At 67.7% G+C, this 18,166-nt stretch carries 16 protein-coding genes and 1 pseudogene; 7 read left to right on the forward strand and 10 right to left on the reverse strand.

Features of this window, described 5'->3' with window-relative positions; all coding sequences use genetic code 11:
• The first annotated feature begins 10 nt into the window (after positions 1 to 10).
• Both QSK15_RS29350 and QSK15_RS29355 read left to right on the forward strand, forming a co-directional pair.
• Positions 11 to 622 carry a hypothetical protein gene (locus QSK15_RS29350; RefSeq protein ID WP_285797284.1) on the forward strand — a complete coding sequence of 204 codons (612 nt, stop codon included), beginning with the start codon at positions 11 to 13 and terminating at the stop codon, positions 620 to 622.
• Positions 623 to 2,176: 1,554 nt separating this feature from the next.
• On the forward strand, positions 2,177 to 2,722 hold the full coding sequence (locus tag QSK15_RS29355) for a GNAT family N-acetyltransferase (protein ID WP_285797285.1): 546 nt from the start codon (positions 2,177 to 2,179) through the stop codon (positions 2,720 to 2,722).
• A gap of 564 nt (positions 2,723 to 3,286) precedes the next feature.
• Here the strand turns inward: QSK15_RS29355 and QSK15_RS29360 are convergent.
• The 6 genes and pseudogenes from QSK15_RS29360 to QSK15_RS29385 all read right to left on the reverse strand — a co-directional run.
• A pseudogene (locus tag QSK15_RS29360) lies at positions 3,287 to 3,761 on the reverse strand (transposase family protein); the annotation flags it as partial.
• Positions 3,762 to 4,644: 883 nt separating this feature from the next.
• On the reverse strand, positions 4,645 to 5,223 hold the full coding sequence (locus QSK15_RS29365) for a recombinase family protein (protein WP_285797286.1): 579 nt from the start codon (positions 5,221 to 5,223) through the stop codon (positions 4,645 to 4,647).
• Positions 5,224 to 5,377: 154 nt separating this feature from the next.
• On the reverse strand, positions 5,378 to 5,929 hold the full coding sequence (locus QSK15_RS29370; protein WP_285797287.1) for a hypothetical protein: 552 nt from the start codon (positions 5,927 to 5,929) through the stop codon (positions 5,378 to 5,380).
• A 375-nt stretch (positions 5,930 to 6,304) separates the two neighbouring features.
• Positions 6,305 to 6,742, reverse strand: a complete 438-nt coding sequence (locus QSK15_RS29375) for a hypothetical protein (protein ID WP_285797288.1) — start codon at positions 6,740 to 6,742, stop codon at positions 6,305 to 6,307.
• A 184-nt stretch (positions 6,743 to 6,926) separates the two neighbouring features.
• Positions 6,927 to 8,246 (reverse strand): glycoside hydrolase domain-containing protein, encoded by a 1,320-nt coding sequence (locus QSK15_RS29380; protein ID WP_285797289.1) that lies wholly within the window; start codon positions 8,244 to 8,246, stop codon positions 6,927 to 6,929.
• 195 nt (positions 8,247 to 8,441) lie between these two features.
• Positions 8,442 to 8,921: a MarR family winged helix-turn-helix transcriptional regulator gene (locus QSK15_RS29385; RefSeq protein WP_285797290.1), complete on the reverse strand. Its 480-nt coding sequence runs from the start codon at positions 8,919 to 8,921 to the stop codon at positions 8,442 to 8,444.
• Positions 8,922 to 8,951: 30 nt separating this feature from the next.
• Here QSK15_RS29385 and QSK15_RS29390 point away from each other — a divergent pair, with 30 nt between their 5' ends.
• Positions 8,952 to 10,043 carry a bifunctional NAD(P)H-dependent oxidoreductase/GNAT family N-acetyltransferase gene (locus tag QSK15_RS29390; protein ID WP_285797291.1) on the forward strand — a complete coding sequence of 364 codons (1,092 nt, stop codon included), beginning with the start codon at positions 8,952 to 8,954 and terminating at the stop codon, positions 10,041 to 10,043.
• Positions 10,044 to 10,190: 147 nt separating this feature from the next.
• Here QSK15_RS29390 and QSK15_RS29395 read toward each other — a convergent pair whose 3' ends face one another.
• Positions 10,191 to 11,114, reverse strand: coding sequence for an EamA family transporter (locus tag QSK15_RS29395; RefSeq protein ID WP_285797292.1), 924 nt, complete (start codon positions 11,112 to 11,114; stop codon positions 10,191 to 10,193).
• Between the two features lie 72 nt (positions 11,115 to 11,186).
• Between QSK15_RS29395 and QSK15_RS29400 the strand changes: the two genes are divergently transcribed.
• Positions 11,187 to 12,116, forward strand: coding sequence for a LysR family transcriptional regulator (locus QSK15_RS29400; RefSeq protein WP_285797293.1), 930 nt, complete (start codon positions 11,187 to 11,189; stop codon positions 12,114 to 12,116).
• A gap of 112 nt (positions 12,117 to 12,228) precedes the next feature.
• Here the strand turns inward: QSK15_RS29400 and QSK15_RS29405 are convergent, their stop codons facing one another.
• Complete coding sequence (locus QSK15_RS29405; protein WP_285797294.1) at positions 12,229 to 12,408, reverse strand: hypothetical protein; 180 nt, start codon at positions 12,406 to 12,408, stop codon at positions 12,229 to 12,231.
• Positions 12,409 to 12,561: 153 nt separating this feature from the next.
• On the opposite strand from QSK15_RS29405, the gene QSK15_RS29410 reads away from it, so the two are divergent.
• The 3 genes from QSK15_RS29410 (at position 12,562) to QSK15_RS29420 (ending at position 15,649) form a co-directional block, all read left to right on the forward strand.
• The gene (locus QSK15_RS29410; protein ID WP_285797295.1) at positions 12,562 to 13,134 is read left to right on the forward strand and encodes an RNA polymerase sigma factor; all 573 of its coding nucleotides are present in this window, start codon (positions 12,562 to 12,564) and stop codon (positions 13,132 to 13,134) included.
• The gene (locus tag QSK15_RS29415) at positions 13,131 to 14,276 is read left to right on the forward strand and encodes a hypothetical protein (RefSeq protein ID WP_285797296.1); all 1,146 of its coding nucleotides are present in this window, start codon (positions 13,131 to 13,133) and stop codon (positions 14,274 to 14,276) included. The genes QSK15_RS29410 and QSK15_RS29415 overlap by 4 nt, the downstream gene beginning before the upstream one ends.
• A gap of 362 nt (positions 14,277 to 14,638) precedes the next feature.
• Positions 14,639 to 15,649 carry a mechanosensitive ion channel family protein gene (locus QSK15_RS29420; RefSeq protein ID WP_285797297.1) on the forward strand — a complete coding sequence of 337 codons (1,011 nt, stop codon included), beginning with the start codon at positions 14,639 to 14,641 and terminating at the stop codon, positions 15,647 to 15,649.
• A gap of 58 nt (positions 15,650 to 15,707) precedes the next feature.
• On the opposite strand, the gene QSK15_RS29425 is transcribed toward QSK15_RS29420, so the two are convergent.
• A complete protein-coding gene (locus QSK15_RS29425; protein WP_285797298.1) occupies positions 15,708 to 16,739 on the reverse strand; it encodes a hypothetical protein in 1,032 nt (343 codons plus the stop codon).
• Between the two features lie 517 nt (positions 16,740 to 17,256).
• On the reverse strand, positions 17,257 to 18,063 hold the full coding sequence (locus tag QSK15_RS29430; RefSeq protein ID WP_285797299.1) for an alpha/beta hydrolase: 807 nt from the start codon (positions 18,061 to 18,063) through the stop codon (positions 17,257 to 17,259).
• Between the last annotated feature and the right edge of the window lie 103 nt (positions 18,064 to 18,166).

An 18,166-nucleotide genomic window follows, 5' to 3' on the forward strand; every position in this document is an offset into this window, starting at 1 on the left:
GAGTGATTACATGACTAGCTTGGAGAAGGATAGCCAGGACGCTTGCGCGTCCGCCTTGAGGCGGTACGGCTTTGTGCCGAAGCGACGTGGCATTCTCTTGCAGCCACGGGGTGTTAAGGACGTCACCGGATGGCTCGGCCTGAACCTGGCAACATGGGCACTACCGGCCAAGATGCAGATCAACCCGGTGGTAGGCGTCAGGCACGTTCCACTTGAGAAGGCGCTGGTCGAACTGGCTGATTGGAAGGCTCCGGTTGCGTGCGTTTCGAAGCCTTTAGGCTACTTGATGCCTCGAAACACATTCGCGCAATGGGATTTCCCGGCAGGTGGTGACCTTGTTGCGATAGCGGAAGATTTGGCGGCGGCTGTCGCCGGCTTCGGTCAGCCGTTTATCGATAAGTGGGCGAATTGGGATACATTTTCGGAGGGCGTTACCGATGCGGGGCTCCTGCTCGATAATCAGAAACTCTTCGTGCTTCCGTTGGTTGCCGCAATCAACGGGGACCGGCGGCGCGCAGAGTCGCTAATCGAGCAGGAGTTGGACCGAATCGATGACGCCCCTGACGTCTATTCGAAGTCGTATCGTTTATTCGCTGAGAAATTCGCGGCAAGACGGTTCTAGCGGCTCGGCGCACGGTAGGTCTAACGACCTACTGCACAACGAAGTGGGGCAATTACAATAGTAGTTGCGCCAGTTCGTTGTGTCGTGGTGGCTGCGTCAGATGCCGGGCGCTGCCGGCAGCCGGTGAAACACCGTGGACGGCCATTGGGCTGATGCCCACGTCGTTCCACGGCCATCGGGTCACCCGGCCCCGGAATCAAGGCAAGTGCGGGTTGGTCAATTTTTCGGTCGCCGATCACGCTGAACCAGGCGGCGGCGTAGTTGTGAGCGAGTCTGTCGCCGGGCCGCTCGCAGCTTGCCAGGCCCATCCGAGTCGACCCCTGCCGGGCGCGTTCGAGAGCGTCGACGTCCTTCCGCAGCGGGGTGCCGGTATTGGCGCGTCGCCAGCGTTCGAAATTCGCGATGTGGATCAACGTGTGGGTCGGGGACCCGCTTGGGTGCCTGTCGGTCCGCTCGCGCGCGCACTGCGCCGTGAGAGCGGCGGAATATCCCCATTGAGAATTGACGGAGATAGTTGCTTGATAGTGCCCGCGAAAGTGATGGGGGTTGCGCTTCTCCAGTTCCTCGCGACGTTCAGCGGTACGCTCCAGGCCGATTTCGTGCCCTCGCGCCAGCTGTAGTAGCCACACCCAGGGCGGTGCGTCCGCTGGCGCCAGCTCGGCCGACGCCGGTCCGGCGTCGCGAGCGAACCCCACCAGGGCGAGTCGCCTCGGGCTCGGCGAGGCGGGCCGCCATGATTGGAGCCGCCCTCGTGAGTTAGCGGGATGCTTGCGGGTCGGCGTGGCCGGCTCAGCCTTCACCGGTTCGACCTGATCGACGCCGATCGCAACAGCCCGCATAGCTGGTGGAGGGTGCCGGCTGTTGAACTGAGGCCTGCCGGTGCCAATCAGGCGGCCAGACCGCATCGATGTATGGCTCTGCTGTCGTCGCGGTGGCGTCGGTATGGATCCCGCGAGGTGAGGCCCAGATACCAATGGCGAACCTCTGAGCAGGGCCTCCTGAACGGTGACCTCTTCGGCCAAAGAAGTCACCACCACAGCTAGACTTGCGTGAGCTTTAAAGTTGCGCTGAGCGTCAACGGCGGTGGGGCAACGGGTCGTGTCGCCCCTCGGACACAAACGATTTACCTACGGTGCGCGCTGAGGTCGACTGCAGCGCGCACCGTTTGCGTTTCAGGCTGGCAATTCAGCCGGAGACCTAGATGCCGGTAGGCCTTCAAGGTTGAGGTGAACATGGGCCGGGCCACCGCCTCCTACCGGCGGGTCTCGTCGCGAAGCGAACCGCGCCCGCCCGGCGGCGGTCGCCGAAGCTGGTGACCCGAGCGCGGTCCTCGCCATCATGGCCGGCGCCTCCAGCGAACTGTTGGCCCCTCCACGACGACGTGGTCGCCGTGCCTGTCATCGACGCACCACGGGTCACCACAGTCATCGCCTGGCCACCACACGGCCGATCCCGAGCTGTCGCCCACCTCGTCCAGACCGCGACACGTCTCCAGCTTGCTTCCCGGCCGGGCGACCCATCGCCCGGTGGATGCCGAGGTGCTACCAAGGAACCGTGTCTGATCTGACAAGCTCCCTCGGCGCCACGTCCCTGGAGACTCCGCGCCTGCTCTTGCGCCCTTTCCTGAAAGACGACCTGGACGGGTTCGCCGCGATCAACGCGCAGCCCGAGGTGATGCGCTACATCCATGACGGCAACACCCTGGACCGCGCCGCGACCGAGAAGCGCCTGGCCGTCTATCAGCGGCATTGGGACGAGCACGGCTTCGGCTTGTACGCGGTTCAGATCAAGGAGACCGGTGAGCTGGCCGGTTTCACCGGACTGGCGGTGCCGACCTTCCTGCCCGAGATCATGCCGGCAGTGGAGATCGGTTGGCGGCTCGGCCGTACGCACTGGGGTCGGGGCCTGGCCACCGAGGCGGCCCAGGCGGTCGTCGCCCGCACTCGTGCCGAGCTCGACCTCCGGCGGCTGGTCAGCATTCACGTCGTCGGCAACGAGGCGTCCGCTCGGGTGATGGTCAAGCTGGGTATGTCATTGGATCGCGAAACGGTGCAGCCGGACACCGGCCGCCGGGTCCGGGTGTATGCGATGGACCTGTAGCGCGGCATCGAGGCATGAGCCCGGCGCTCAGCGTTGGCCGGCCGACCTGCGGAGCGCGTCACGATTGACGAAGCGCCTGAGCGATCTCCTGCCGCAACAGTGCGGCCTCGTCGTCGCTGTCGCACAGCAGCCGGAGTGACCAGCGAGCGGTCGCCGGTGGCGACCGCCGCGATGAACGCCTCGATGAGGGCCGCGCCGGCGCCGCCGTGCCCGTCGGCGGCGGAGGCGTCGCCGTCGGGATCCAGGTCGATGGTCTCGGCGGTGTCGGTGAGCAAGTCGTGGACGTGCAGGGTACGGCCGTCGCCCGTGGGCCCAGGAGCCCCGTCGACGGCCGCCTGCGTCTGAAGAACCGCTGGAGGGGCACCTACGCCCATACCGAAAACATGACCGGCAGCACGACGCGCTCGATGCCGGTGTCGATCAGTTCGTTGCGGCGTTGGACGAGTCCGTCGGTGTGGAGGACGAGCGCCGCGCCCGGAGGTAGGTCCAGGGGGAGCAGGGTGGGAGCAGCGGGATGCCCTGAACGGCCGTGAACTGCGTCCAACGGCATCGAACGACCGGCCTCGCGCAGCAGGGCAGGAGTTCGGGGTGGGTGCGAAATGCGGTGGTGTCATGCTCGCGGCCGGGACGCACGGCGAGGTCCAGATAGGCCAGCCGTCGCCGACGGTGACCGCCTGGACGTTGCCGCCATGGTTGTCGTGCTTGGCCGACCACCAGAGATAGGGTCCCGGAGTGCGGCACAGGGCAGTTTCGATCAGCGTGCCGTCGATGATGACATGTGCTGTGCGGCGAGCACGTCGATGGCCTCGTGTCGGTAGTCGTAGCCGGTCGAGACGCTGATCCGGTTGCCGGCGCCGAGTTGCGTGATCCGGGTGCCGTCGTAGAACCGGTGCTGGGTCAGGATCGCCTGGTCACGGCAGGTCAGTGACCGGGTTCGGGCGTGGCCGCCACGGCGGGTTCGTTCGGCGTCCAGCAGCCCGGTCAGACGGTTCACCGTCTCCTCGCCTACCGGCAGTACGGCGGTGTTTGTGACACTCATGTCGACGCAGGGCCTCTACGAAGTTGATCTGTGGCAGGACAACTTCGTATCGGGGTCTTGCGTATTTTCGCTGCACCCCTGTCTGATCTGGCGCCCGACACCTCCCGACATTCCGGACAGCTACTGACTGCTACCGCCAGCTAGCGCGGATGGCTCAGTGCAGGCCAAACCATCTTCGCGCGCATCGCCAGGGCCTGAGCCGCACCACTCGTCCGGATCCTGAAAATCTTGACACAAAATGGAGCGAGGTGTGGACTTGTGGCCATGGGCCCGGCTTCAGCAGGAGACCAAGGATCGTTCGCCAGTTCAGATGCGGCTGACCGCCAGCTTGTGGTCCCGGGGTGGTATTACGCGACACTCGGAGTAATCGCGGGCGCTGCGGTCGTGGCATTTGCGCTTCTGCCGCAGCCGATCGCGGGCCCTACTCTCGTCGTCGCAGCTCTGCTTGTGGCAGTGACGAGCCGTATCGCGGCGAAAGCCTCGGGAACTCGTCTGCCCATTCCAGCTAGCGCTATCGGTGCCGGTTATCTGATAGCCCTGGCGGTCGCACTGGTCGGGCCCTTGATCGTTGTATGGATCGTGGTGCGTCCTGACGGCCCTTCCGGGCTCGCCTGGATGCTTGGCGCTCTCGTGTTCGTGGTCGCACTCAGCGGGACATGGGTGGCCAGGACGGGGCGGTCGGCATAGACCTCAGTGGTCCTCGGCCGTAACGGGTCAGCACGCACCAATCGCATCTGCCCCCGGGTACGCGAGATTGATCACAGCCGACGCGAGCGTCTGCTTGGTGGGGAAGTAATAGGTCAGGATCTCAGGCGCGGCGTTTTTCTCGCGATTGTCACTCAGGCTGACCCATAGCGCTCGCAGAGCGCTATGCCTAGGTGGCTCATTCTCGGTGACGCTCATAAATCCCCCGTTCATCTCCGGTGGAACGAAGTGCGGGTACGTCCCACGCCTCCACCACGGCGATGCCCTGGGGAAACGGCGGCGGTAGTAGGCGGCGCTGGCCCTGCATCCGCCGGTTGCAGGCGGCGGAGTAGATCAGGCCGCGGAAGACGTACGGATTGGGGGCGCGGCGTTGCCGTTGCGGGATGTCCAGGCCCGACCGGTGTCGTGCGAGCAGCGTTTGTGCTTGTTCGAAGGTGGCCTCATCGATGATCGGTGGGTGGGTGATCTCTTTGGAGATGACCCACTTGTCCTCCGGGTTCCAGCGCATGACTCCGGTGTGACCGAGCGCGACGTCGTCGAGGTCGACGTCCAGGAGGACCTCGTCGGTGCGTTGTTTGTCCCAGACCTGTCGTCCGGTGTAGCGGGGGTTGGTGAGGATGGCGCTCTTGGACCAGGCGATGCCGCTGCGGTGGGGGTTGCGGGCCCGGTCGTGTGCGGAGAATAGGATTCCCGGCAGACCCAGGCGAGGATGTGACAGGCACCGGCAGCGAAGAAGGCCTGGTCCGTCCGGTCCCATGCGACCCGCTGGTTTGACCGCTCAACCGGCGTCCGACGAAACGCTCCCGCTGCTGTGGCTGCCACAGCCCGGACGGTAGTGGATGAGCTGACACATCCGATCACGCCGCCCGTGGCGAGAGGCCGGCCCTCCCAAGATGGCCGGCCTCCACGCGTCACGCCGCCGCTCGGCTCATCGCGGCACTGGCCAGCCCGTTCAACGTGGTCAGGTCGGCCGCCCCCAGGTACGAGTCCGACATCATGACCACCACCACGTAGTGGCCGACTGCCGCGGCGACATAGCCGACGTAGCGGTCGCCCTCGTCGTAGGTGCCGAGGAACAGTACCGTGTCCGGCCCAAGGTGGTCCTCGGCGACCGGGTCGAAGCCCTCGTCGTCGCCGCCCACCCCGCACCGGGCGAGCTGCGCCTTCAGTTCGGTGATGTATGCGTGTGCCCCATCGCCGCGGTACCGGGCGACGTTCTCGTAGATCCGAAATCGGGTACCGAGATCGGCCGCCTCAGTGCGGGAAACGACGGGCTGCGGCACTGGCGTGTCCGCGCACGGCTGGGGTAGCAGCGGCCACACCAGCCCGTCCTCCACCGGCCCCGGCGCGGCCCCGCCGAGATCGTCCGGCTGCAACATGACCCGGTCAGGGATCCCCCGTGGCCGCTGCTGCGCCGCCGCCGGCCCGCTTGCCGACACCAGCCCCAGGATCACGGCCGTCATCACAATCAGTGTCCTTCGCATGCGAGCCATCCTTCCCATCACGGCCAAGCGATGAATGAGCAGAACTACCTAGCCATCCCTGAGTCCACGTACTCCCCTCCGGAATGGAAGTCCGGTGCCGGTGCCGCAGCAGTTCGTCGGTCTGACATTGCACCCGGGGCGAAGGTCGGCGACTTCAGTTTCCGTTGATGCGTGCGGCTGCGGCCTGACGCACGGATGCTTCCTCGACAGGGTCGTCGCGTAGCGTGAACAGCCAGCGCCGGGTCTGATGGTCAAGAGGTCGACCCGGCGACCTTGAGCGTCCTCTCGGCTGCGCTGCGCGGCGTTCAACACGCTGTCGATCCTCGGATCCCGACCCCGCAGCGCAGCCATGGCTCAGAGGTCGGCAGTATCTCGGCCACATCTTCGGACCCGATACGCGTGGCCGCGGTCTCCCACAGGTCGTCCCACCACTCCGTCGGCCAGATGGAGGCCAGCGTTGTCAAGTGCATCGATGCAGCGGACGCCGTCGCGAACGTATCCGCGCAGCGTTTCGTGCGCCTGCGTGTTTCCTTTGCGGGCGAGCGCCTCCAAGACGCCGACCGCAAGGTTGAACTGACTGGCGTCATCGGTCGGGTCCGTTTGGGGCCAAGGGCGGTACGGGCCGCAGGCGCGAAGCTGCGCGACCAGTGCGGCTGGGTCGAGGCGCAGGTCGTGCAGCAGCCGAGCCAGGTACCTGTAGCGGTCGTCGACCTGCCAGTCCCACCGGGTGTCGCGAGTGGTGCAGGTGTGAACCATGGACCCGTGATCCGGCTGACCCTGCAGCCAGGTCACTGCGGAACCCTGGCCACGTTGCAGCGCGCCCAGCCCGGTGTAGTACGGCGCATAATGCCACTGTCCGAGCAGCCGTCGTCTTCACAGCCCATCGCGAGACAGAATGAACCCGCGGGTTCCCCCGCTCCAGCGAATTGTTGCGACAGCAGGGTGCGCAGCACAGCTCCCTGAGCAGGGTGCGAGCTCAGACCCGGGTGATTCGTACCGCGTCGGCGACCACGAGTCCGGTGCCGCTGGTCCAGCGGCTCACGCCGACCTTGTTGCCCGTGCCGGCCGCCAGGGTGAACACGCCGATCGAGACCCACCTACCGCCGTTGATCCGCTGATTGACGACGACGGACCTGCTGCCTGTGGTGGTCTCCACAAGGTATGGCGTCTGGTTGTTGTAGCCCGCGTCGGCGGGGTACCAGACTGAGATCTCATAGCTTCCGGTCGCCGGGATGGTCGACCGGAACCAGGCGACGTCGCTGGACGACACCGGACTGGTAAACCGGTAGTCGGTGCCGAACCGTTGGCCGGAGTAGGCCGAGGTGCCCCATTCGGTGCTCGCGGTGAAACCGCCCGTGGTGCTGTTGTCGATGGTCGTGGTCCACTGCTGCGGCGGGGTCTGCGTACCCCTCACGTCGAGGTAGTTGCGGTCGATCTTCATCGTGACGCCACCCCACGTCTCGGTGACCTCCCCGGCGTACTGGTGTATGCGCTGCTGGTCCGCGTAGTAGGCATCGGCGCAGTAACTTCCGGCGTCCGTGTCAGCCACCCCGTTCCACCAGGCGATCCAGATCTGGTCGAGTCGCGTGTAGCTCGGGTTGTCGTATGCGTCGCAGACGTCCTTGATGCCGGACGATCCGCTGGAGTACATGCCGGCGAGGTAGCCCCGTACGTGCAACTGCTCGGTCCAACCGGACAGGAACGACAGCACGGCGGCACGGCACGACGTGTTCGACGGGTATTGCTCGATGTCGTTGTAGATGGTGCTCGCAGTGCCGATGCCCAGTGCCTGGGCGGCATTCGCGGCGCTGTTGGCCGCTAAGACGCCCTGCGACCGGGCGGTGGTGGGGTCGGCGGACATCTTCGGCGCGCGGGTCCCGCACGGTGCCTGGTAACCCAGTTCGATGGGGATCAGGCGCCATCCGTTGCTGGTCTGGTTGGCCACCCAGCTTGCGGTGAGGTTGGGCTGGGAACAGGAGCGGCTCGCCCCGCTGATGTAGATGCCGACCGCACCGTAGGGCGAACTGGCCCGCCACGCGTTCATCGTGGCCTGTGACGGAGCGGCGCAGGTATCGAATCCCCGGCCGGTGAAGGTGCCAGGTTGCGGGCCGGTGGCCAGCGGCGTCACTGCAGTTGATGCTTGTGCGGGTGTCGAGGCCACAGCAATCGACTCGGCGGGCGCCACGATTACCGCGGCGACGGTAAGACTCGCCAGCCACCTGGCAGTGACGCTCACGTCGCCTCCATCTGAAGAAATCCTTGCCTGGGAACGGGTAGTGCGAAGGATTTCTACCACAAATCGATGAGCAGCAATAGAGGTCCGCCCCCGACCCGGCGACGAGGTCAGCTGAGGGGCAGGCCCACGTCGGTCTCGGCGAGGCTGGTGGCGTGCGGGCGGGAGCTGGCACGCTGAGCGCGCTTGGCGGCCACGACTTCTGACGTCCCGATACCGAGTCGCGGGCTGTCCGGCGGATGGCGATGCCCGGTGTGCCTACCGGCCGCTGTCCGGTGGGGGGTCCTCCAGGCGCCGGGCGATCTGCTCGATGGCGGTGAGGTCGTCTGGCGTGAGCCGGTCGATGAAATGGCGTCGTACCGACTCGACGTGGGCGGGTGCGGCCCTGGTGAGGGCGCCCAGGCCCTCTTCGGTAAGCACGAGGAGGCAGCCTCGGCCGTCGGCCGGGTCGGGAGTGCGCCGGAGTAGGCCGCGCTCCTCCATCCGGCTGGCGTGCCGGGACAGCCGGCTGCGGGACCAGCCCATCTTGTCGGCCTGCGCGTGCAGGGTGCTGGTGTGGCCGGGTCTTTCCGACAGGGTGCTCAGCACCTCGTAGTCGGGCTCTGAGAGCCCGACCGCCGCCAGGTCACCCGAGGTGCCGGCCCGGACGGTCACCATCACCCGCAGAAAGGCGCGCCACGCCCGCTCCTCGTCCGGGTTCAACCAGTGCACCGGCGCTTCCTCAGGTCTCGTTGACATGTAAACAACCTACCCCTATATTTCGTTTCCATGTCAACGAAACCGCTCCGCCTCCTCGTCCTGGTATGCAGCACGCGCCCAGGGGCCCTCGGCCCCGTGATCGGGCAGTGGCTGATCGACGCGATAACGCCCTGTGCCGCCGAGCTTGGCGTCGAGTTGGTGCCGGTGGGCCTCGCCGACCTGGATCTGCCGTTCCTCGACGAGGAGGAACATCCGTCGTCGGGCATCTACCGGCAGGAACACACCCGTCGGTGGAGTTCGATCGTGGACGCGGCGGACGGTTTCATCGTGGTGACACCGGAGTACAACTACGGGATGCCGGCGACCCTGAAGAACGCGCTGGACTACCTCGGCCGCGAGTGGGCGTGGAAGCCGATCGGCTTCGTCAGCTACGGCAACACGTCGGCCGGCACGCGGTCGGTCCAGCACGCCAAGCAGGTCGTGACCACGCTGCGACTGGTCCCGTTGGGCGCCACGGTCGCGATCCGCATCGGTGACGCGTTGGACGACGGACGGCTGCGCCCCGACGCCGCGCGCGACGCGGCGAGCCTCGGCCTCCTGGACGAACTGGTCCGGGTCTCCCACGCCCTCCGGCCGATGCGCGAACGGGCAGGAGCCGGGACGGTCGCTGGCCCCGTGCCCGGATCGTATGCGCGGCGGCTGACCCCCGACGACGCGCCCGAGGTCGCCGTGCTGCAGCGGTGCTGCTGGGTAGAGGAAGCCGTCGTCAACGACACCCTGGCCATACCTGCCCTGCACGAGTCGCTGGAGCAGGTCCGCGAGTGGCTGGCCGACCAGCACACCACGGGCGTCTGGCTGGACGGTCGACTCCTGGGCATGGTGCGTACCCGCCGCGCAGGCACCGACTTGCACGTGGGTCGCCTCGCCGTCGTACCGGACCTACGCGGTCACGGGCTCGGCCGGTGGCTCCTGCGCACCGCCGAAGCCGCCGCCGACCCGGGCATCCGCCGCATCATCCTGTTCACAGGCTCCAAGAGCCAGCGGAACATCAACCTCTACCAGAGCGAGGGATACGAGCTCGTGCCATCGACCAGCACGGACGGAACCGCGCTCCTCGCCAAGGACGCTTCCGCCGACCGGTTTGACGCTGCGACCAGGTAGGCCCGCTGTCACCATCTCCGAAAACAACGGCTTCCAGGGACCCGCCCGGAGGTGCTGCGGGCGCGGCAGGAATGCGCGCTGCGGTCGAGCGCCGTACCGGTATCCGCCTTGATTCCGACCAGCGGGCCGAGGTGTCGTAGCCGCGGACTAGGCAGTCGCGGCCGGGGCGTACTCGGGCTCGCGACCTTCGCTCGGATCCGTGGCGTTGTTGCGGTTCGCTGTGGAACGCCGTACCACCAGCGCCAGCCCGGCGAGGACGGTCGCGGCTGCGGCCAGCTCCGTCGGGCCGATGGGCTCGTCGAGCAGGAGCCAGGCCGCGCTGAGCCCGAAGACCGGCACCAGCAGGCTGAACGGCGCCACTCTCGCGATTGAGTACTGGGCGATCAGCCGGTTCCAGATACCGAAGCCGACGAGGGTCGACACGTACCCGACGTACGCCACGGCTAGCAGCCCGTGCCACGACAGACCGGTGATCGCATCCAGCATCGCCTGTCCACCGTCGACAACGCCGGCCAGGCCGAGCAGCGGCAACGGCGGCACCAGGCTCGACCAGACCAGCAGCGAGAGCGGTCGCGTCTCGCCGCTGGCCCGCATGACCAGGTTTGCCAGGGCCCAACTGGCCGCCGCGAACAGCGTCAGCGCGAAGCCGATCACGGAGGCGTGGCCGCCGCTGTGGATCGCCAGCAAGCCGATCCCGACCGATCCGACCAGCACGCCGGCCACCTGCGCCCGCGCCGGCCGTTCGCCCAGCACGGCCGCCGCCAGCAGCACCGACATCAGGGCCTGCGCCTGCAGCACCAGCGAGGCCAGACCGGCCGACATGCCAGCCGCGAGCGCCGTGAACAGCGCGCCGAACTTCAGGACGCCGAGCACCAGCCCGTAGGCGACCACGTAGCGGAGCCGGGCGCTGGGGCGCGGCACCAGGAAGACCAGCGGCACCGCCGCCGCGACGAAGCGCAGCGCGGTCAGCACGAGTGGCGGCAGGTCGCGCAGGCCCAGCTCGATGGCGACGAAGTTGACGCCCCAGATAGCGGCGACGAGCAGGGCGAGAAGTCGGTGTGATGCTTTCATGCCGGCTACGCTGCCCGAGGTAACGCTTAAGGACCAGTTCAATGTTCTTCATTACTGCTGTAGCGTGGCTACATGAATCTTGACGTACGCCGGCTCCGCGTGCTGCACGAGGTCGCGCTGCGCGGCAGCGTCACCGCCGCCGCCGCGGCGCTGCACGTCACTCCGTCGGCGGTCTCTCAGCAGCTCGTCCAGCTGTCCCGAGAGGCCGGGCACGAGCTTGTCGAGCGGGCCGGGCGCGGGATCGTCCTCACCCCGGCCGGCCAGGTTCTGGCCAGCCACGCGAAGGACGTGCTAGGCGCGGTGGAGCAGGCGGAGGCCGGACTTGCCGCGCTCCGCCACGGCGTCAGCGGTACGGTGCGGGTCGGCGCGTTCGCGTCCGCAGCCGGCGCGCTGGTGGCTCCCTCCGCCGCCCGCCTGCGGGCGAAGCACCCGGAGCTGGACGTGCGGATCATCGAGGCCGAAGACCAGCAGAGCCGCCTCGACCTGCGCTCCGGCACCCTCGATGTGGCGGTGCTGCAGGAGTACGACCACGTGCCCGCGCCGCTGGTCGACGACCTGGACCGGCATCCGGTCACCACCGACCCGATGCACCTGATCACCCCGGTCCGGTGGCGCCGTCACACCGGCCGGCTGACCGAGCTGAGCGACGTGCCGTGGATCGCCAGCACCGAGCACACGCCGTGTCTACGGTCCACATTGCACGCTTGCCGGCTCGCCGGCTTCGAGCCGGACATCCGGCACCGTGCCGTCGACTTCACCCTCACGCTGGACCTCGTCGCGGCCGGGCTGGGCGCCGCGCTGGTGCCGGAGCTGGCGCTGCGCCACGTGCCACTCGGGGTGCACGTGGAGCCGCTGGTCGAGCCGGTCACCGAGCGACGCATCTTCGCAGTCACCCGCACCCTCGGCAGCACGCCGCAACGGCCCGCGGTGGACGCCCTCCTGGCGGAGCTGAGCGGCTCGTCCGGCGTCCCCCGTGGACAGCAGCCGGCGACCATCGCTTGATGTACGTGCTGTGACCCGCCATCGACGAGCATTCGGCCATGATCGGGGCAGCGGACGTTGCCGTCCGTCCGCGCGCACGTCAAGCCCGAGGTTGGTGACGATGACCAGGAAGTCAAGCAACACGGGAAGCGACGCGGTCGGCAGCGCGTCCGGAGCGGGTGGTGCCTCGGTGCGCCAGGCCAGCCGTATGCTCCATGGCCGGCCCGGCGGCCCGGCGGTAGGCGTCGGCGATGCCGCCGGCCGTGCCGCTGGAGAACCCGAGGATGCCCGACTCGAAGACCACCTCGAGCACGTGGCTGCGGCCCGAGGCTGACCGCGCCGCAGCCGCTCATGCCGCCGAGAGGTCGCTGCCGGGCGACCGCTTGCCGTCGGACCTCGGCGCCTGAACACTTTCCCGCCTGATCGGCAATGTCAGGGTGAAGCGCGGACTTTGCCGAGGAGGGCCATGGCGTCGGATGCGGATTTGATAGGCCGGTCGCTGGATGGCGATGTCGACGCCTTCGTGGAGGTGGTCGAGCGTCATGAGGCCGCCGTCGGTTCGTACCTCGTTCGCCGGGCTGGGCGGGATGCGGCTGAGGACCTCCTGGGCGAGGTGTGGGTTGCGGCGTTCGAGTCGCGGCGATCGTACGACCGGTCGTACGACGATGCGCGGCCGTGGCTGTACGGGGTGGCTTTGAATCGCTTGCGGCGCTACTGGCGGACCCGGCCGGCCGAGGACCTGGTCGCGGACGTGCCGGACGGGGCCACTGGATGGGATCCGTGGTCGGCGGTGGACCTCGGCGTGGACGCCCGGGCGGTGCTCCGGTCGGCCCTGACGCGGCTCAAACCCGAAGAGCGGGAGGTCCTGAGGCTCGTCGCCTGGGAGGACCTGACCGCGGCCGACGCCGCGCGGGCACTCGGCATACCGGCCGGCACCGCGCGGCGGCTGCTGAGCCAGGCCAGGACGGCATTGCGCGACGCCCCGGGGGTGTCCGCGCTTCTGAAGGACCGCAACAGCGCGAAGGAGAGACACCGATGACCGACGAGCTCGATCTGGTCGGTGCGTTGGGCAGCGCAGAACCACTACGCCCGGAGGCGTATCAGCGGGCGCGGGCGGTGCTGCGGGCGGCTATGGCCGACCCCGGAACCGTGCGGCTGCTGGGCGCGATATCAGCGGAGGACACGACTATGGAGGCGACGTCAACCATGGAAACGACGACAACCACGCGGGACCACGAACCCAGCCCGGCGCTTCGGCCCCGCCGCAGGATCGGTATCGCGGGCCGATTGGGCATCGGCGCCGGGGTGGGGGTCGCCGCCGCGGTGGCAGTCGTCGCTGTGGTGCTCAACTCGCCGGCGACCGGGGGCGTGGAGGCCAGCAAGGATTCGTCAGCCGCCACCTCGGGCGCGACCACCGTCGACGGGTTAACCGAGCGCGCGCCGCTGATGACCCTGGCCGGGTCCATCAAGACGGTCGCCCCGGCGACGGGCGACGCGTGGCTGGTGAAGGCGACGCAGGTCCACGGCACCAAGACCATGCAGGTCGTCTACACGCTGTACACCGACGGTCACGCGATCTATACGGGCAACAGCGTGAAGGACATCAAGCGTGCGATCGCCCGTCACCAGGACCAGATGACGGACGGCGGCTACGCTCCGCTCCTCAAGGCAGCCGTCGCGGCCGCGGACAGCAGCCCGGCCGACGGCCGGACCCAGATGCTCAAGGCAGCCAAGGATCCACTGGTGGGCCTCGACCCCGCAGCGCAGAAGGCGGTGTGGGACAAGCAGCAGGCGGACGTCCAGGTGATCATCAAGCAGAAGGGCGGCAACGCCGAGCCGAAGCCGTACAGCCCTCAGGCCGTTCAGCGGCACTTCGACAACGCCCTGTGGACGTTCAGCACCCAAGCGCTGTCCGCCGGCGACGGCAACACGCAGGTCCGGGCGGGTGTGCTGCGTCTGCTGTCCACCATCTCCGCGATCAGCGTCAAGAACTCGACCACCCACGGCAAGGCCACGCTGACGATCACCGCCGGTCCCGAGGTGTTCGGCGGCGAGGGGAGCGAGGTGCTGACCATCGACGCCACGACCGGCATGCTCGTCAAGGACGTCTCCACCGTGCCGGGTCTCCCCCCGGCCTCCACGACATACGAATCCTCCCGCGTGACGAAGGCCGACCTGTGAGCCGGGAGCTATCTGAGACACCCATCCCCAGCTAGGCGTGTGCGAGCTTCAGAATCGCACCGAGCGTTATCGGCGTTGGGGCTTCGACACGGTATTTCCCCACGACGCGTGATGTCTCTTCGCGTTTCGAGCGATCCCCGTCCCATTGGGCGGGGATTTGCTGTTGTGGCGAGGATGCCCTCCGCAGAGGTGAGCGGGTAGATCGCAGTCAGGACGCCAACCCGGTCCGTCGGACGGCTGACGTAGGTGGTCGTTGTTCGCCGATGTTGGCCGCCTACTGCTGCTCAAGATGGGACGCTGGCACGTGGACTGGGCAGCGAGCCGGGGGAGGGTGACATCGGGATCACGGTGAACGGCCTCTGATGCGTACCGCTTTGATCGTAGTAGCGGCGCTGGTGGCGGCGGTGGTCATGGACTTGATCTCCGGCTTGCTGGTTCGCCGGGTGGCCCGTGGCCGTTACCGGTGGTTGTTGGGGCCGTTGCGGCACACCTGCCGGCGCCCGGCAGCCGCGGTGCTGCTGGTGGGGGCGCTGTACTACGCGCTGCCGCTGGAGCCGGCCGGGTGGCAGCGTCATCTGCGGCACGCCGTCCTGGTGGGCCTGGTTCTGTCCGCGGCTTGGTTGGTGATCAGGGCGTTGCACGTCGCTGAGGCGGTCGCGTTCAGCCGGCTGCCGGGCGACGCGGTCGCCAGCCGACGGGTCCGGCGGGCTCGGACGCAGATCCGTCCCGTGCGGCGGCTCACCGTCGCCGTCGTCACGATTGTCGCGATCGGCCTGATACTGATCACCTTTCGGCCGGTACGCCTCTTCGGTGTCTCCGTGTTGACGTCGGCGGGGGTGGTCGGGGCATTGATCGGCCTGTCTGCCCGTACCGCGCTGGGCAATGCTTTCGCCGGTGTCCAGGTCGCCTTCGCCGACGCGCTACATGTCGGCGACGTGCTGGTGGTGGACGGTGAGTGGGGCCGGGTTGAGGAGGTGAAGCTGACCAACGTGGTGATCCGGCTCTGGGACGAGCGGATGCTCATCCTGCCAACGACGTACTTCACTGAGCGGCCGTTTCAGAACTGGACCCGAAACGAGTCCCGGGTAATAGGCAAGATCCAGCTCCATGTCGACCACACCGCCGACCTGGACGACCTGCGTCGGGAGACGCGTCGGCTGGTCGAGTCCTCATCGCTGTGGGATCGCGACCAGTGGGTGCTCCAGATGGTCGATTCCACGCCGCAGACGGTCGTCGTCGAGGTGCAGGCCTCGGCCGCCGACGGCGCCAGCGCCTGGGACCTGCGCTGCGACCTGCGCGAGGGGCTGATCTGCTACCTGCGCGACCATCATCCGCAGTGGCTGCCCCGCACCCGTAGTCAGTATCAGCCCTGAACTTTGCTTCAGGACTCGCGTCCGGCCACCTGGCGCGAGCCCGGCGGCGTGCGCCCGCTCAGCTCGCGCTGCTGGACCGCTCCCTGCCTTTCTCGTCCTGCCAGCCGCGGGGTTGGGGGTGGTAGCCGTAGGCGGCAGCCCGGACTGTCTGCTCGTTCTCCAGCCCTGAGCCAATCGCACCGCCGACTGTGGCCAGTGAGCTGATGATCCAGCCGAGCTTCAGGTAATCGCTGGCATTCACCTGCCGCTGCAGGATCTGCTCGAACACGGATGTGTCGATCAGCAGCGCCCCGACGAGCACCGTTCCCACGAACAGCACCACGTAGGACGCCGCCGTGGCCAGAGTGAGAGTGAGGATCGTACCCAGGTTGAACAGCCGTGCCAGCTCGGCCGGCGTCTCGCGGCTCGGCTTCTCCCACAGGTCGTGCGCAACGATCAACCAGGTCACCAACGCGCTCAGCCCGAGCACCATGATCACAGCGAGCCGGAGTCCGCCGAGGGCATCGCCCATCTGCCAGATGGTGTCCGTGGTGAGCGCGAACGCAGCCGTGCCGAATGCGCCGACCAACAGCTTGGACAGGCCCAGCAGGGCCCGTCCAGGACGGTTGGCGCGGACCATGCCGGTCAACAGGCGCGCCCGGCCGATCAACCCCGAGGCGAGGTAGCGCCGCTCACCAGCGTCGGCCCCGTCGATCACCCGACGGACGGCGGGAAGGTGCCGTGTCGTCTCGGCCGGTGCCCGCTCGGCCGGCGGCGCCCGGTGGTCGGAGGCGTCGGCCAGCAGTTGGCCCACCAGATCCGGGACGGCTGCGCGGACCGAGCGCATTTGCCGCAGTCCCAGCGCGGGCAGGGAAATCATCCCGACGTGGCGCCGGCCGGAGGTCTGCGCGACCAGGGGCGCCCGCCCGGCATGCAGTGGCAGGTCGGTCAGGCAGATGGCCACGTCCCACCGATCGTCCGTACGCCGCCTAGCAAGATCGTCAAGCAGCGCCTCCGCGCCGCCATCGCGACGCGGCACCACCTCCCCCCAGCCTTCTCGGACGGTCCACCGCACTTCCGCGCTCACCCGCTCGGTGAGCCCGCTGACCAACTCCGCAGCGAGCCTCCCAGCCACCCGGGCCGGCTGGTCCGGTGGGGTTGCCACCAGTCCCACGACTATTTCCGGCCGATGCCGTTCGCTGTGGGTCACCGCTGCTCCTCACCGGTAGCCGGGCACCGCCGGCGACGGCGAAAACCGCGGGCGTCACGCGCCGTCGCGACAGCTCCCGTGCCGACTGACATGGTGGTAGAGCCAGGTCGCCGAGGGGAACGCCTCGATCGCCGTAAAGCGCCAACGCGACGCCTGCGTCGAACCGGCGATCTGCCACGCAGCCTAAGAGACCATCCCGAAGGGTGTAGCTGATTCGCCGGGCTTAGGTCTTTTCGAAGGCGATGAACGCCTGGCAGGCCGGCCACCCCGCACACCGGCCAACACGCTGGTTACCTCCTCGGCCGGAGCCGAAGAGGTCACCATCGCAGCTCGACTCGTGCGAGCTTGAGAGTGATGCCGAGCATCATCGGAGGGATGGGCTCGGACGCGCGGCTGCCCTACCGGGCGGCGGCGAGCGTCAGGCGGAGAGTTCGCCCGAGATCAGCGTGGCCAGTTCGCTGGGCTGAGAAAGGAACGGCGAGTGTGAGGAGTTCATCCGCAGCACCCGTTCGGCCCGTTTGGCCATGAGTTCCTGGGCGAAGGGCGGCAGGGCGTTGTCCGCCTCGCAGACGATGTAGGTGCTGGGAATGGTGTGCCACGCCGCCTGGGTCAGCGGCTGCTGCGTCGATGCCCAGGCTTGGAGTCCGAGTCGCCCAACGGCCTGTTCGGCGGTCTCCGGATCGACGTCGCCATAGAAGACCTCTCGGGGCTGCGACGGCTTGATGTAACCCTTGCCCTTGAGCTCGGCCCGCTCGTGCACCTCCCACCACGGCGGAGCAACACCGCCGGCGGTGGAGAACAGCGAATCACCGACATCCGGTTGGAAAGCAGCGAGATAGACAAGCCGGCGTACGTTGTCCGCAGCGCCGAGCGCCTCCGTGACCGGGGCACCACCGTAGGAGTGGGCGACGACCACGACCGGGCCGTCGATAGCGGCGACGGCGGCTTTGACCACGGCCGCGTCATCGTAGAGATCGCCGAGGGCTGCGGCGTCGTTGCCGCTACTGGGCAATGAAACCGTGTGGATGTCGATATCCGGGAGTTGCTCGACGAGCGACTGCCAGGCCCAGGGCCCGTGCCAGGCGCCGTGCACGAGAAGAAGCGACGAAACTCTATTCAAAATGAACTCCTGCCCAGAATGGACGGACATGATCGTGTGGGAATTGGCTGCTGCCGGCGCCGTGGTGTGGACACCGCGGTGTGGAACATTGAACCGGATCGGCAACAGCGGAAATGTATACCGCTACTTCCCGGTAGTCAGATGCGGTCGGCTATGAGCCGAGCCACAAGACTGACGCTGACGACTGTCGTGGGTAACGACACATTGC

This window comes from Micromonospora sp. NBRC 107095, assembly GCF_030269705.1.
In the GTDB taxonomy this organism is placed as follows: domain Bacteria; phylum Actinomycetota; class Actinomycetes; order Mycobacteriales; family Micromonosporaceae; genus Micromonospora; species Micromonospora parva.